This is a genomic window from Flammeovirga sp. AWQ4_249, from assembly GCF_056161045.1.
This window is the reverse complement of sequence record NZ_JBSWYJ010000001.1, coordinates 380,234-395,897: the sequence shown is the minus strand read 5'-3', so window position 1 is coordinate 395,897 and position 15,664 is coordinate 380,234. Positions and strand designations below refer to the sequence as shown.

Here is a 15,664-nt window from a genome sequence, read left to right as displayed (position 1 = left end):
AAGGACTTTTTTTATTTCTATGAAATTCATCAGACATTATACATTCTCCTGTTTATTAATCTTAATATTTTCTAATTCATCATTCTGTCAATCGATAATAGATTCAGTTTCTATATCTAAAAATCCTTCAAAAAGGAAAACTGTAGGACTAGTACTTAGCGGTGGTGGAGCAAAAGGTATTGCTCACGTTGGTGTAATTAAAGTATTAGAAGAAAACGGCATTCCTATCGATTATATCGCTGGTACATCAATGGGGGCTATCGTTGGTGGTTTTTATGCTGCAGGCTACACTAGTGATGAATTAGAATCTTTTATGCGAGATCCAAAATTTCAAGTTTGGGTATCTGGGCAAATTGACCCAAATGATGAGTTTTATTTTGGTAGACAAGAAAGAGGTGCTGAATGGATTAATTTCAATATAGAATTAGATTCTAATTACGCAGTATCTTGGAACCCTACTATTGTTAAAGATGCTTCTTTGAATTATGCACTCTCAGCAAGATTATATAAAGCTTCTTACAAAGCAAATTACAATTTCGATAGTCTAAGTATTCCATTTAGATGTGTCGGTAGTGACATTTTCGAAAGAAAAGCAGTCACAATAAAAGAAGGTCAATTAGAACGAGCAATCCGTGCTTCTATGGCAGTCCCTCTCGCTTTTAGGCCAATTAAAATCGATGGAAAGTATCTTTTTGATGGTGGTGTATATAATAATATTCCTATTGATGTCATGAAGGAAGAGTTTGCTCCTGATATGGTTATTGCTGTTAACCTTGGTGCTCATGATATGATTGATAAATATCCTTATGACAATGCTGATGAAATGGTCAAAGGAAATGTTTTGAAGTACATCATTATGAATAACACCTATCCTAAAGAAGATATTAATCTTAATAAGGATGTCTATTTAGGAGTTCCTGTTGATGATTTTTCATCCGCTGATTTCACTCCAGTAGATACATTAATAAGTATAGGTGAAGAGTATACACAATCACAAATAGAAAGCATCTTAAAAGTCTATGGTGAAGACCAACCTAAAGTGCAACCCAAAAAGAGTGAATACAATGAACTTTTCACACCTAATGCAGAAGAAATAACACATGTAGATCTTGGTGATAATCTTACGTTTAACCAACGTTTATTTTTAAGAAATATCATTAAGCCTAACCGCCGAAAGAATACATCAATTGATGAACTTTTAGTTCGCTACAACATGCTGATTTCCAATAATTACTTCAGTAATATTGATGCGTACTTCTATTATGACTCTACAGATTTAAATCCTCAATTACATTTAGATGTAACACCAAATAAAAAAATTAGAGTAGGCGTAGGTGGTAATATTGCCTCTCGAAATATTGGGCAAGCTTATATCAATGGGCAATTTAGTATGTTTGGTAGGTCATTAAATACTTTTCGTGTGAATGCCTTCGCAGGAGCTTTTTATAGTTCTGTAAAGACTGAAATTGAAAGTATGTATGCTAAACATATTCCCTTTTCTGTTGGAGCTGAATTTATTTTAAATAGATGGAATTATGCTAATGCTCAAGAACTAATTTTTGAACCGCAAGGCAAACTTAACTTATTAAGAGCTGACAATTATGCTGGTTTGAAAGGTAGTTTTGCTACTGGTAGAAAAGGTAAATTCACTGCTTTTGGAGGTTATTTTTGGAATGAAGATCAATACGACCAAGTGTTGGTATTAGAAGATTCTTCATCAAATCAAACGATTCCTCTGGATTTAAATGGGTCTGAAAGACTAAAAGGTTGGACCTACGGTATTGAATGGGAAACCAATACTTTAAACGCTAAAACTTTTCCAACTCGTGGACGTCATATCAAAGTATCTGCTAAGAATATACAAGGTGTAAATGACTTTGATATATATATAGGAAATCAAGTTAGCCAAACTTGGGATAGACAGTGGTTTACAGTTCAAGCAAAGTATGAACAATATTTCCCACTAAAATTTATGACCGTTGGTGCAAGAGCTCATTTGGCATATTCTAATTATGAAGAATCCATTACTGTTCCTTCAACTATTGCTAATTCAATGGCTTATTATCCATTAATCGACTCTAAATCATTATTTCTAGATGGTTTTAGATCTCCAGTTTTTGCTGCAGGTGGATTAAAATTGATCAAAAAAATATGGTCCCATAACTTGAGTTTGCAACTAGAAGGACATGTTTTCCATTCTCATATTGAATACACCGCCCAAGACAATAATATAGTTGCTGAAAAAATAGAAAATGACTTTTTTGATTTGAATAATTTAAATTATGCTGCCGCTGCTTCTGTTGTTTATAAAAGCCCAATTGGACCATTATCCTTATCTTTAAATCATTATAATGAAGAGGATAAGGAAATTATGGTACTTTTCAACTTAGGAATTATTATTTATAACAAGAAGATTCTTGAGGAATAAAAAAGAGGTTATCAAACGACAACCTCTTTCTTAAAATGCATTTAATAGAATATATCTCCACTAGGCTTTTACACCTACGTTAGGAGCACCGTTGAGAATGCTTAGATCTTCAAGACCTTCTTCAAACTTTTTAAAGTTTTCAATAAACTTCTCTGCTAATACATTGGCAGTATGATCATACCCTTCAAATCCATTAGCTATCCAAGATGCTCTTGCATCTAATGCTTCATTAGGCACACCTTCAACTTCTGTAGGAACTTGTACTCCAAAAATAGGATGCTCGACAAATTCTACATTATTCAGTTTACCTTCTAAAGCAGCTGTGATCATTGCTCTAGTATATTTCAATTTAGTACGTCCAACTTTATCAGATGGACCATTTGACCAACCAGTATTGATCAACCAAATATTTGTATTGTACTCAGTCATCTTCTCTCCTAACATCATTGCATATACTGAAGGATGTAGCGGCATGAAAGGAGCACCAAAACAAGCTGAGAAAGTAGGTGTAGGTTCTGTTACGCCTGCTTCTGTACCAGCTACCTTGGCAGTATAACCTGACATAAAATGGTACATAGCTTGTTCTTTCGTTAACTTAGAAATGGCAGGTAATACGCCATACGCATCACAAGTTAAAAAGAATATATTTTTAGGATGTGTTTCTGAAACAGAAGGAATTTTCGCGTTTTCAATATGCTCAATAGGATAAGAGACACGAGTATTCTCCGTCACTTTTACATTTGTATAATCTACTACAGATGTCCCAGGGAAAAAACGCGTATTTTCAAGCGTTGCACCAAACTTAATGGCATCCCATATTTCAGGTTCATTTTCTCTTGATAGATCAATTGTTTTCGCATAGCAACCACCTTCAAAGTTATAAATACCTTTATCAGACCAACCATGCTCGTCATCTCCAATTAAATTACGATTTGGATCAGCAGATAATGTTGTTTTACCTGTTCCTGAAAGCCCAAAGAAAACGGCTGAATCACCTTGCTTTCCTTCATTTGCTGAACAGTGCATTGGCAAAACATTTTGATCAACCAACAATGCATTTAGTACTGAGAAAATACCTTTTTTAATTTCACCTGTGTATCTTGAGCCTCCCACCAAAGCAGATTTTTCATCAAAATTTAGAATGGAGAAGTTACCTTGACGGGTACCATCAAGTTCTGGGTTTGCATTAAAATCTGGTGCTTGTAAGACAACATAATCAGGTTCTCCAAAAGATCTTAATTCTTCATCAGAAGGAACAATGAACATGTTATTTACAAAATGAGAAACAGAAGCTAAAGGAGTAATAACGCGCACTTTAATTCTGTACGAAGGATCTGCTCCAGCATACACATTATTGACATACAGCTTTTGATTATCTATCAGATAGTCAACAATTTTAGAGGCTAACCCATCAAATTTATCTTGTGGGAAAGGTTTGTTGATGTTACCCCACCAAACTCTGTCTTCTGTGTAATTATCCTTTACGATAAAACGATCCTGTGGTGAGCGACCTGTGAACTTGCCAGTATCGCACATGATAGCTCCCGTTGAGCTAAGTACGCCTTCACCATTTTTAATTGCATCAGCAACTAACTGTGCTACAGATAAGTCACTGCTAACTTGTTTAGACTCTGCTAAAAGTTTACTGGCTAATTTGTGTGTTTTTGTCATATTGGTAAGTTTTAATTTGTAATAAAATATTAGAATAGTACAATATTTTATAAGTACTTTATGTGTTATACAACCTGCAGTAATAGTAATTCCAGTAGTAAATGTGTGTTTATCTTTGTGTTTAATTACTATATAATACTACAATGTTTACAAATGGACTCTATTGACTTTCGTCAACATTATCCATGAATAATATCACCATTCTATAATGGTATTTAATAAATGGACTAAAACAACTTGATTATCAAATTGTTAATAAACGGCTAAATTTTTAACCGTAATTTTATTTGTAATAAATACCTTTATTTTTTTTACAAATTATTACTTAATGATTGAATTATTTATCAAATGTAAAAATTACGTTTAATATAACAAAAGAAAAAAAAGCATTATTTATCTACCTTCTTTAAAAAAGACAATTTTTAAATATATTCATTAATATTTATCATTGTTTAAAGATGATTTTAATAAGGTTTTAAAGAGTCAAAAAAATAGCTCATATTGTTGATAAGGTATCTTGAATAGTAGATATTTGATATAATTAGAAAAATAATTTTACGATAAAATGAGCAATAATCTAGATATAAATGTCGGTTCAGAAGTAGGTACATTAAGGAGGTTAATGATCCATAGTCCAGATGAAGGAATTGGAAAAGTTATCCCAACTAAAGCTCAAGATTGGCTATTTGAGGATATTATACATCTAGATACAATGCGTAAAAAAGAGTATGATTTATACCTTAAAATACTCTTGTACTTTTTAGATTATGATAAAATACATTCAAGAATTAACGAAATAGACTCTCCTGAAGCACAAAGGCATTTTTATAAACCAGATAAAGCAAATTATTTCAATAGTGATAAAGTCATTGAACCACAAGCATTACTATCACATATTTTAGAGAAAAAAGATATTAGAAGTAGAATGATTGCTTCTATTTGCGCTCATGAAGAAACTTCCTATTCATTACAAGATGAATTAATGGAATTAGAATCTACTATTCTTGCTAGAACTATGATTTCTGGTATTCTTCCTGACAAACGAATGATCTTCCCTCCTATTCCTAACTTTATTTTTACAAGAGATTTAGGGATCACAGTCAATGATCATATTTTATTGAATAAGCCAAAAAAGAAAGCAAGGACTCGTGAATCTATCATTATGAAATATATCTTCTTCAATCATCCAATGTTTGAAGAATACACTGATAAAATAATAGAGATTACTGATCCAGAAGATTTTTTCCTACTCGATGATAATGAGCAAGAGCAAAAAAGTGTGACTATTGAAGGCGGTGATGTAATGATGGTTGCTCCTAATCATTTATTGGTTGGTGTCAGTGAAAGAACTTCAATTCATGCTGCTAGTAAAGTGATTCATGAGATGCACAATAGAGATATTGTTGAAAAAGTGACGATCGTAAAAATTCCAGCCAAACGTGCTTACATGCATATTGACACCACATTTACGCAAGTAAAAAGAAATCTATGGGTGATGTTTGGATCATTTTCTAAAGAAGGATTAAGAAAAGAACAAGGTGATTTTATTCCTTCATTAGGTAATTCAAAAAGTGAGAACGAACTTGAAATATTACAATATATAAAGGGGCAAGATTATAATAATCCTGTTCGATTCGATTATCTCGAGGATTTATTGAATGATATCAGTATGAATGATCTTCATTCCAAAGAACCTACGCAATTCATTTATTCTGGAAATAATAAATTTCCTCACGGAAGGCGTGAACAATGGACAGATTCATGCAATGTATTGGCTTTAAAAGAAGGCGTTGTGATTGGTTATGACCGTAATGACAAAACTTCTGAAGGTTTTAAAAAACATGGTATGAAAGTCGTTAAAGCAGCGGATTTATTGAAAGATTTAAAAGAGGAAAAAATTACCCCAGATAAAGTTGAGGATACATTAATATTACTTCCTTCAGCAGAATTATCTAGAGCAAGAGGTGGGTCACATTGTATGTCTATGCCTTTAAAAAGGGATCTATTGTACTAATAAATTACATCAAACAATCCTATTAGAGAATTAAATTTATGATTTTGTAAATTGCATTAAGATTCACCCTAATACTACTTATATGCTTAGATTTATTTCTCTATTTTTTTTCATTTTTATTTTTTCTACTCATTCTTCATATGCACAATTTGCACGTGATGATTGGACTGGAAAAGATAAAACTAGACACCTATATGTGGGAACAGGATTAAGTGCTGGTGTTTATGCAACATGTAGAAGTATTGACTACTCTTATAATAAATCTTTAATTTTAGCAATTTCTGCTGGAACAGCTACAGGTTTATTTAAAGAATTATTAGATATTAGTATAATAAAAAATGGTTCTGGCTTTAGTGGAAAAGACTTATTATATACTTTTGGGGGAAGTATTTCCGGAGGGTTAATTTCTTATGTTATTGATAAAAAAATTATCAATAGAAAAAGAAGAAAAAATAAACCTTTTAACCAATAGTAACCCATTACTATCCAAATCTCGAATTAATTGACTTCAAACAAGAAAACATTAAATCATCTAGAGTCTTTACCGACTTCGTTCAAAAATACTCTTACTTATCATTATTTTTGTACTTGATTAGGTGGAAAATATTAATAACAGCTATAAAACCATTTGTAATTTGTAATAACTATTGGCCATGCTGTTAACATAACACCATAAACCACAAAAACTAAGCATCCAATACTATTTACAAGGCGTAGCATTCTCACTTTTTTTAGTGCAAATGAGATCATTAATAGTATAGAAGCTAAATACCCAACATATTCTGGAGAAAAGTCCATATATATAAACAGTTAGTGATGATTAAATCATATGCAATTTCTACAATATTTTTCCTTTGTTCATTCCTTGCTAATGCTCAATCTGAAATTTATGACCCTAAAGTAGATGCGATGTCAGAAATAAAGGCTGCAACTCAAAAAGCTAAAAAAGCTAAAAAACATGTTTTTGTAAAGGTAGGAGGAAATTGGTGTAGTTGGTGTAAATTATACGCTAAATTTACATATCAAGATGAAGAAATTACAAAAATCATGAATGATAATTACGTTGAGGTACTTTGTAATTGGAGTAAAGAAAATAAAAATGAAAAGGCTTTAGAATATTTAGCTTTCCCTCAACGATTTGGCTATCCTGTTTTTGTTATTCTAGATGGAAATGGAAAAGTATTACACATTCAAAATTCCGCATTTTTAGAGAGTGGAAAAGGATACGACAGAACAAAAGTTTTACAATTTCTCAATGGCTGGACACCAGAAGCAGTTGATCCTTCTACTTATAAAAAGTGATTTTACACCAAATATTAGTTTATAAATGTAGATTATACACAAATAATATTATGTTATTTTAATTATTAATAAATAATTAATTTGATAACAATTGTTAATAATGACAGCCATTATTTTGATGTATTATTAAAAAGAACATATTTATGCTTTGAAAATTAGACTATCTAAAATTAAACATAACTTACGACGTGTTGACTAAATATTTTTATGCTATCATCATAGCAACTATTTGTTTCGTTACTTCGCCCTCAGATCTACTAGCAGAAGATGGAAAGAAAAAAAACAAAGAAAAAGGAGATGAACATGATAAAACCTTAGTAGAAGGTGAACATCATGAAAACCATTTTGAAGTGGAATTATCTTATAATAATGGTAATCATTTTGAATTTACTAGTTCTGTATACTTTGCCCATTTAATGAAATTTCAAGGTACAGTTGAACTTACTGGACATCACTTTGCAGGTTGTTTTGTCAGAGAGATTCCTATTGGCCATTCAAAATGGGGAACTTTTGTAGGTGTTGGCTCTACATTTGGCTTCGAAACACATCATGGAGAAGAAACTGTTTCAGGACATACCACTTCAGAAACACACGATAATCAAAAAGATTGGACAGGCAATGTAATCTTTCAATCTGGATTAGCTTACTCACTTGATAAACACTGGAGTACAGGCTTCACGTTGTCACCTGGGATAGATGTAGAGACTCATCAACCTAATTTTGGTATGACATTAGATTTAGTGTTTGGCTTTTAACAAGATTAAGCAACTGCGAATAAGTCTAAATTAAGGTATTTTAAATGTTTAATCACGAACATATTTAATATAATTGCGTATCAATAGTTATCTATAACGCGTTGTATACGCTTAGATATATTGTCTACTTACTCATTTATATTATCAGCTATCAATCATGATTAACGAAAATATTTTACTACGATTAGTTACATGCATTGCGATGTTGTTTGGAATAAATACTTTAGTTATTGCTCAAACAACTAACAACAACCATGAATATGTTGAATCTTCTGAAGATTTAACGATAAGGAAGGATGGTTATGTTGAAGGGAGAGTAGATACTCACACTGAAGCAAAAGAAGCTGATCACAAATCAGAAGAACATCACCATAGATATGAACTAGAAGTTTCTTATAACAATAGTGGATACGGCGAATTCACAGGTTCTATATACTTTGCCCACTTAATGAAATTTCAAGGTACTGTAGAGTTTACTGGAAAGCATTATGCTGCAGTAATTGTAAGAGAAATTCCAATAGGTCACTCTAGATGGGGTACTTTTGTTGGCGTTGGTACAAGTTTTGGCTTTCATGATCACGAAGTACCTAGTACTGAAGGGCATTATATGGATGTTGAATTACATAATGCACCTCACCCTTCAGATTATAGTACATCTGATGTTGAGTCACACAGAGAATGGGGTGGGTCTGTTATTGTTCAGACTGGTCTTGCCTATTCATTAAATAGTCACTGGAGTACAGGATTTACCTTATCACCAGGTATTGATGTGCAAACAGGTGAACCTAATTTTGGTGCTACACTAGATTTAGTTTTTGGATTTTAGAACAGCAATCCATTTACTCAAGATATTAAAGTGAAATGAAATGAAAAAGAGTAACTACTTTATAAAACGGTAGTTACTCTTTTCTATTTATAGTGATTTCAAAGCTTCGATAAATTTGTTATTTTCATCAGGTGTACCAATTGAAACTCTCAACCCTTGTTCACATAACAATACGTTGGCTCGATTTCGAATTACAATTCCTTTATCCACCAAAGCATCATAAACTTTATTCGCATTCTCAACTTGGAATAATATAAAGTTTGAAGCTGAAGAAAATCTATTTTTCACGATAGACAATTGATCCAATTCAGTTTCAATTCTTTTTCTTTCGGATAATATCTCCTTTACCATTTCCTCCACTTTCCCCACATTATCCAAAGCCTCTAATGCTTTTTCTTGGGTCAATTGATTAATGTTATAGGGAGGTTTAATAGTATTGAATACGGTGATTATTCCTGGAGAAGCGAACATCATACCTAATCTTAATCCTGCCATTCCCCATGCTTTAGAAAAAGTCTGTAAAACGATTAAGTTATTATATTCAGATAATTTACTGATAAAACTTTCTTGTTCTGAAAAGTCTATATATGCCTCATCCACTACGACTAATCCATCAAACTTTTCTAGCAATGTGATAATTCTATCAACGCTTACTGTTCCACCTGTTGGATTATTTGGAGAGCAGACGAAGATAATTTTAGTGTTCTCATCTATTTGATGAAGAATAGCATCTGTATCAATATCAAATTCAGCTGTGAGTGGCACTTCTTTTAAACTTACATTGTTTAATTCAGCACTCACCTTATACATTCCATACGTTGGAGGTAAAATAATTACATTATCTTTTTGAGGTTCTACAAACGCTCGATAAAGTAAATCAATTGGCTCATCACTCCCATTACCAAGAAAAATATGATCTTCAGGGATATTTTTAATAGGAGATAATTTTGTTTTAACAGCTCTCTGATAAGGATCTGGATATCTATTATAAGGCTCTCCTACGGCAGTTCCGTAAGGGTTTTCATTAGCATCCAAAAATATATTTTGATTATTAACATCTTCAAATTCGTCACGTGCAGAAGAATAGGGTGTTAATGTTCGAATATGCGATCTCAATAACGATTGAATATCAATGTTAGTTTTGTTCATTATAAGAATGAGTTAGTATAAACAACTTATTGTAATATTTTTTTGATATCAATAGTATAAACGGTTGAAGAAAATACCTCCTTACCTAAACTATTTGTTTTCACACCACCAAAAATAATCAATTTATCAGCAGAAATCGTCATGCCCATACCTTCTAATTTACCAATATTGGTATGGTATCTTTTTAAACTACCTTTATCCGTATTATAGATAAAGATTTGTTCATTGCTGAAAATAATAATATTAGCTCCTTGATGTGTAATAGTAGCATCAACAATTGGTTCGGCTAACTTACCCACTTTCACCCATCGATCTACCTTTATATTATACATATAAATTTCATCAATTGGAGATTCATTTTTACCGCCAAATACATAAAGTTTCCCATCCACCACAGTGCCGTAAGTGATCATTTGCTTAGGCATATGGGCCAATTGTTTCCATTCTTGTTTTTTAATATCAAATGAAAACAATGTATTAGAATAGGTCTCATTATCTAATTTACCACCAAAAAGATAAATTTCACCTTTCCATTCAGCAATACTTGAACGCAAAATTGCTTGAGGATTTAAAGAAATATTTTTGATCTCAGGTACTCGATGATCATAAGTAATCTCTCTAACGTTTATATCAATTGGAGCTAATGGGTCATTCACATTGCCCGATGTTCCATTGAACAATAACATTGTACCATTAGAAATTGTAGTATTAATGAGCTTTTCTCCTTTAATAGAGATGGGTGTCACTTGATTCCAAGTATCACTCTTTGGAGAATAAGATAAAATCGACTTGTAATGCTCATTCGATTTATTCACTCCTCCAACTACAAATGTATTTTTGGGAGTACTACAATACCCCATGTAAGCTCGAGCTGAAGGCATAGGTGTTCCTTTTGAAAAGCGTAAAGTAGCTGTTTCAAATTCTTTTGAGATATTGGCAGATACACATGATTGTAATACAACACCAAGCATCAAAATTAGGAACCTATATGTTGAAGAAGTAAGCTTCATTCAGTTTTCATTTATTAATACAAAAATACAACATAGGTAAGTACTATCATTGTTAGAACAAGGGGTTTGATGTTATGTTTAGTTAAAATTAGATAAATAGAAGACATAATCATGAAATTATCACACATCAAAGGCATTCTATGTGACCTAGACGGAGTATTATACAACGATGGCGTTCTCATTGAAGGTGTTACTGATACTATACAAAAGTTGAAAAATAAAGGTTATAAATTTCAATTTGTAACCAACACATCAGGTATTACCTCTACTGAATTATTCCATAAACTCATCTACTTAGGAATTCCTGTTGAAGAAAGTGAAGTTTTAAGCCCACCTTTGGCAGCAAGAAATTATTTGTTGTATCATAAATACAAGAATGTTGAAGTTCTTGCTTCAAGTTCTATCAAAAATATGATATATGAAAAGGTTGAAAAAGAACTTGACTCGCCTGAAGCCATATTAATTGGTGATATAGGTAAGCATTGGAATTATGATTTAATGAATGAGTTGTTTCTAAAAGTTATTAATGGAAGTCATTTAATTGGTTTACATCATGGACGCTATTGGAAATCAGCTAATGGATTGCAAATAGACATTGGAGCTTTTATTAAAGGTTTAGAATATGCTACCTCTACTCAAGCTGTTTGTATTGGAAAACCAGATCAATCTTTTTACCTCTCCGCTATTCAGAAAATTGATTTACCTGTTGAGGAATTATTAATGATTGGTGATGACATCATCGGTGATATTCAAGGTGCAAAAGCTGCCGATTTAACCGCAATTCAAGTGAAGACTGGAAAATACAGAAAAGAGCTGACTGATCGTGCTGAAGTACAACCCGACTTGATTGTCAACGACTTTAATGAGCTTACTTCTCTCCTATTAAAGAATTAAACTATAGTTTAGTCAACAAAGAGCCTGTTCCTTGTGATACCAAAGCCCAAGAGTCTAGATCAAAAGTAATAACAACAGCATCAGCTGGGGACATTGTACCAATGATGTCTCCAGTTAAATATTCTGCTAAAAAACTAATTGCTGGATTATGTCCTACAATTGCCATACTATCGGCTTGATCAGAACGCTCATTGATAAAATCTAAGAGTCTACCTACATTGGCTTCATAAAATGATGGCTCAATAAAAGTCGCCTCCTCTGGCATATCTAATTGTTCTAAGATTAACTGCTTTGTAGTCGTTGTACGTACAGAATCCGAATAAAATAAGATTTCAGGGACAAAATTACCGGAGGCAATTTTTTTTCCTAAATGCACTGCTTCTGTAAATCCTTCTTGGGTTAATTCACGTCTTTTATCATCTGCACCAAAGTAAGCACTTTCAGCCTCAGCATGTCTAATAAGAAGTAAAGTTTTCATTTGTATAATAAAGTTTTAATTCAAGTAGTATAATTGTTTTATAAGGGGATGCATTTTATTGCTCTTAAATGCAAACAGAATTTAGTCAAATAAATCGAGAAGATCATAATCCAATTAAAAAATAGTATAAAAAAAACGACTCCCTTTTCAGAGAATCGTTTTTAAAGTCGATCGTTTTAAAGTATCAACCAGTAGCTCTAAGAGCAGATGCAATCGCATTGATTGACGTCAATAATTGGAATAATACAGCCTCCACATCTTCTGGATTGGCTTTCTCATCCGCTTTCATCTTACGCCATTTTTTCAATAATCCGATTTGTGTCTTATGAAGCGGTGTTAATGCCTCAGCTCTTAAGAAGCTTGAATAATAATGATTCTTTCTTCTTTCCGCGAAAGATACTTTCAAGATGCTATCCATCATCTTACGAGTTCTTGCTAACTCTTCTAAAAGTTTTTGCAAGATCGAATCTTTCACTTCTTTATCAGTCACCATTGCAGCGTATTCTTTCATCACTGTTTCGTCAGTTGCTTCTAAAGAAGTATCGACATTTGTGAATACATATCTGATCAATGGATCTGTTTTGATCAATTCTTTTAACTTCTTAAAGTCCTCAGGTTTCTCTTTTGAAAGTTTCTCAAGAGTGTAACCTACACCATACCAAGAAGTCATATTGAAACGAGCTTGACTCCATGAGAATACCCAAGGAATTGCTCTTAAATCCGCTAAAGTTCTTCTACCTGTTCTACGTGCTGGACGAGAACCAATTCTTGATGATTCAATAGCATCAATTGGTGTTGCTTCACCATAGAATTTGATAAAATTAGGATCCTCTAATAGGCTAACGTAGTATTTTCTACTTTCTTTACCCATCCAAGAAATGATATTCTCTAAAGGATGCTCTGTCTTTTTACCAAGGTTGTCTTTAACTGTATTGTCTACTGAACCTGCTAATAACAATTCCATGTTATAGCTAGCATTCATCTTGTTAGCATACTTTTGCTCAATTGTTTCCCCTTGCTCAGTTAAACGGAAATTACCATTTACACCACCGTGAGGTAACGCTTGAATAAACCATTGAGTTGGTCCTGCACCACGAGAAATTGTACCACCTTTACCGTGGAAGAAGTTGATTGCAATATCTCTGTTTGCACCTACCTCATATAATTTTGATTCTGCAGTATGAAGTGCAGATTGTGAAGCAAGGATACCACCATCTTTGTTAGAATCTGAATAACCAACCATCACCATTTGCGTTAGTTTATCTGATCCGCTTTCACGCATTTGATATTCTAAACTGCGACGAGTAATAGGGTGATCCAAGAAGTTTTGCATTACTTGAGGCGAGATATCTAAATCTTCGATTGTCTCAAATAATGGAACTACAGGAAGTTTACAAACTAAACCATCAGGAGTTTGCTCCATTAAACCTGCTTCTCTTGCTAATAAGAATACAGCTACTAAGTCAGATACAGAACGAGTCATTGAAATAATAAACGCTCCGATACCTGCTGAACCATAATTCTTCACATGTTCTGCAACAACTCTATAAGTTGAGATTACTGCATTTGCCTCATTTGGCAATTGAACTGATGGATGCGTGAATGGTCTATTTGAAAGCAATTCATTGTTCATAAATGCTAATCTCTTCTCTTCAGACCAAGTTAAATAACTATCGCCATCTAATGAAGCTGCATTTAATAATTGAGAAATTGCTTTATCATGGAATGCACTATTTTGACGGATATCCAAACGAGCTAAGTGGAATCCAAATGTATCTAATACTCTAATCGCATCATTTACATAAGAATAAGCTAATCTATTTGCACCGTATTCTAATAATGTATCTTGTAATAGCTCTAAATCATCTTTTAATTCTTGAGCCATTCTATATTTAGTCTCGTCTTCTTGAAGCTCAACTGCATGCTCTCTTTTTACTTCTACTGGTAATTTTGCAAGAAGTAAATTTACAAACTGTCTAAATGCTTCACCAACGTTTCTATCTAATGCTTGATCACCATTCTCACCTAATTCTTTAGTAAGTACAGTGATACGATCTTGTAATGCCTTAGGAGCATCCTCTATATCACATGAAACAGATAATTTTTTCACTAAATTGAATAACGAACGTCTAATTAATACGAACGCATTCAAACGTAGAATACTTAAAGTTTCTTCTGTAACATCGTGGGTTACTAATGGGTGTCCATCACGGTCACCACCTACCCAGTTACCAAAAGAAACTCTTGGTCTACTATTAACTTTTCTAATTAAATCCTTATCAAAACCTACTTCACCCCAAGCTTGTTGGAAACGTTGATCCAAGATTGGTAATACTTCAGGGAATACGTTTGTAAGGTAGTGAACAGCGTTTCTTCTTTCAGAAGCTACATCTGGCTTCTCCACGAAGATCTCTCCTGTTCTCCATAATGTATCTAATATTAATTTAATTTTAGCATTAATCGAGCGTTGCTCAATTTCAGTATACATTGTATTTTCTCTTTGTACTAAAAGTAAATATAATGTTCTGTGATGCTCTAATACTGTTGATCTTTTTGCTTCCGTAGGGTGAGCTGTTAATACAGGCTCAATCATTACTTCTGGAAGTATTTTAGCAATTTGTTCTTGAGTATAGCCTTGATCTTTTAAGTCTTTTAATCTTTCCCCCCATAAACCTTTCACACTCGCAAGACCAAAATCATTCTCCTTTTTACGTCTTGATTGTACAGCACCATTTACTTCTACCATATTCAATAATTGGAATACGATCGAATAAAGCTGCATATGCTTTTCATCAATTTTTTTCAAAGGAGCTGCATTCTCGTTGATCCACGGAATTGCGTTTGCTAGTTCTTTTTCACCATTCTCGATTAAAACTTCTTTTAAACATTGGAGTAAAAACTCTAAGTCCTGATAGGGTTTACCCAAATGCTTTTTCACAACCTCTAGCGCACTTAACGGCGTTACTGATTCTTTAGCCATTCTTTGTTTTTTATATATTATGAGATAATTTGATGCGATTAAGTATTACGTAACCAAACTTACGTTTAGTTGCAAAATAAGTAAATAAATTAAAGTTTTATAATAAATTTTATAAACCTTGTTTATTTTACAACAACAAATATCCAAAATATTAACT

General features: G+C 32.8%; 13 protein-coding genes. 7 read left to right on the top strand and 6 right to left on the bottom strand.

The annotated features are described in order from the left end of the window. The first annotated feature begins 19 nt into the window (after positions 1–19). A complete protein-coding gene (locus tag ACXAHM_RS01560; RefSeq protein WP_474958633.1) occupies positions 20–2,428 on the top strand; it encodes a patatin-like phospholipase family protein in 2,409 nt (802 codons plus the stop codon). 60 nt (positions 2,429–2,488) lie between these two features. Here the strand turns inward: ACXAHM_RS01560 and pckA are convergent, their stop codons facing one another. Next, positions 2,489–4,099 (bottom strand): phosphoenolpyruvate carboxykinase (ATP), encoded by a 1,611-nt coding sequence (pckA, locus tag ACXAHM_RS01555; protein ID WP_474958632.1) that lies wholly within the window; start codon positions 4,097–4,099, stop codon positions 2,489–2,491. A gap of 565 nt (positions 4,100–4,664) precedes the next feature. Between pckA and ACXAHM_RS01550 the strand changes: the two genes are divergently transcribed. Both ACXAHM_RS01550 and ACXAHM_RS01545 read left to right on the top strand, forming a co-directional pair. Beyond that, positions 4,665–6,113, top strand: coding sequence for an arginine deiminase family protein (locus ACXAHM_RS01550; protein ID WP_474958631.1), 1,449 nt, complete (start codon positions 4,665–4,667; stop codon positions 6,111–6,113). Positions 6,114–6,195: 82 nt separating this feature from the next. Continuing rightward, positions 6,196–6,585 (top strand): hypothetical protein, encoded by a 390-nt coding sequence (locus ACXAHM_RS01545; RefSeq protein ID WP_474958630.1) that lies wholly within the window; start codon positions 6,196–6,198, stop codon positions 6,583–6,585. A gap of 134 nt (positions 6,586–6,719) precedes the next feature. On the opposite strand, the gene ACXAHM_RS01540 is transcribed toward ACXAHM_RS01545, so the two are convergent. Beyond that, entirely contained in the window at positions 6,720–6,911 is a 192-nt protein-coding gene (locus ACXAHM_RS01540; RefSeq protein WP_474958629.1) for a hypothetical protein, read from the bottom strand. An 18-nt stretch (positions 6,912–6,929) separates the two neighbouring features. Here ACXAHM_RS01540 and ACXAHM_RS01535 point away from each other — a divergent pair, with 18 nt between their 5' ends. The 3 genes from ACXAHM_RS01535 (at position 6,930) to ACXAHM_RS01525 (ending at position 8,996) form a co-directional block, all read left to right on the top strand. Continuing rightward, positions 6,930–7,415 carry a DUF255 domain-containing protein gene (locus ACXAHM_RS01535; RefSeq protein WP_474958628.1) on the top strand — a complete coding sequence of 162 codons (486 nt, stop codon included), beginning with the start codon at positions 6,930–6,932 and terminating at the stop codon, positions 7,413–7,415. Between the two features lie 191 nt (positions 7,416–7,606). Then, the gene (locus ACXAHM_RS01530; RefSeq protein WP_474958627.1) at positions 7,607–8,170 is read left to right on the top strand and encodes a hypothetical protein; all 564 of its coding nucleotides are present in this window, start codon (positions 7,607–7,609) and stop codon (positions 8,168–8,170) included. A gap of 157 nt (positions 8,171–8,327) precedes the next feature. Next, positions 8,328–8,996, top strand: coding sequence for a hypothetical protein (locus ACXAHM_RS01525; protein ID WP_474958626.1), 669 nt, complete (start codon positions 8,328–8,330; stop codon positions 8,994–8,996). Positions 8,997–9,083: 87 nt separating this feature from the next. On the opposite strand, the gene hisC is transcribed toward ACXAHM_RS01525, so the two are convergent. Further along, positions 9,084–10,145, bottom strand: a complete 1,062-nt coding sequence (hisC, locus tag ACXAHM_RS01520) for a histidinol-phosphate transaminase (RefSeq protein WP_474958625.1) — start codon at positions 10,143–10,145, stop codon at positions 9,084–9,086. 26 nt (positions 10,146–10,171) lie between these two features. Then, positions 10,172–11,155 carry a Kelch repeat-containing protein gene (locus tag ACXAHM_RS01515; protein WP_474958624.1) on the bottom strand — a complete coding sequence of 328 codons (984 nt, stop codon included), beginning with the start codon at positions 11,153–11,155 and terminating at the stop codon, positions 10,172–10,174. Between the two features lie 111 nt (positions 11,156–11,266). On the opposite strand from ACXAHM_RS01515, the gene ACXAHM_RS01510 reads away from it, so the two are divergent. Next, positions 11,267–12,049 (top strand): TIGR01458 family HAD-type hydrolase, encoded by a 783-nt coding sequence (locus tag ACXAHM_RS01510; protein ID WP_474958623.1) that lies wholly within the window; start codon positions 11,267–11,269, stop codon positions 12,047–12,049. 1 nt (position 12,050) lies between these two features. Here ACXAHM_RS01510 and ACXAHM_RS01505 read toward each other — a convergent pair whose 3' ends face one another. Then, a complete protein-coding gene (locus ACXAHM_RS01505; protein WP_474958622.1) occupies positions 12,051–12,527 on the bottom strand; it encodes a SixA phosphatase family protein in 477 nt (158 codons plus the stop codon). A gap of 184 nt (positions 12,528–12,711) precedes the next feature. Then, the gene (locus tag ACXAHM_RS01500) at positions 12,712–15,507 is read right to left on the bottom strand and encodes a phosphoenolpyruvate carboxylase (RefSeq protein ID WP_474958621.1); all 2,796 of its coding nucleotides are present in this window, start codon (positions 15,505–15,507) and stop codon (positions 12,712–12,714) included. Positions 15,508–15,664: the final 157 nt, after the last annotated feature.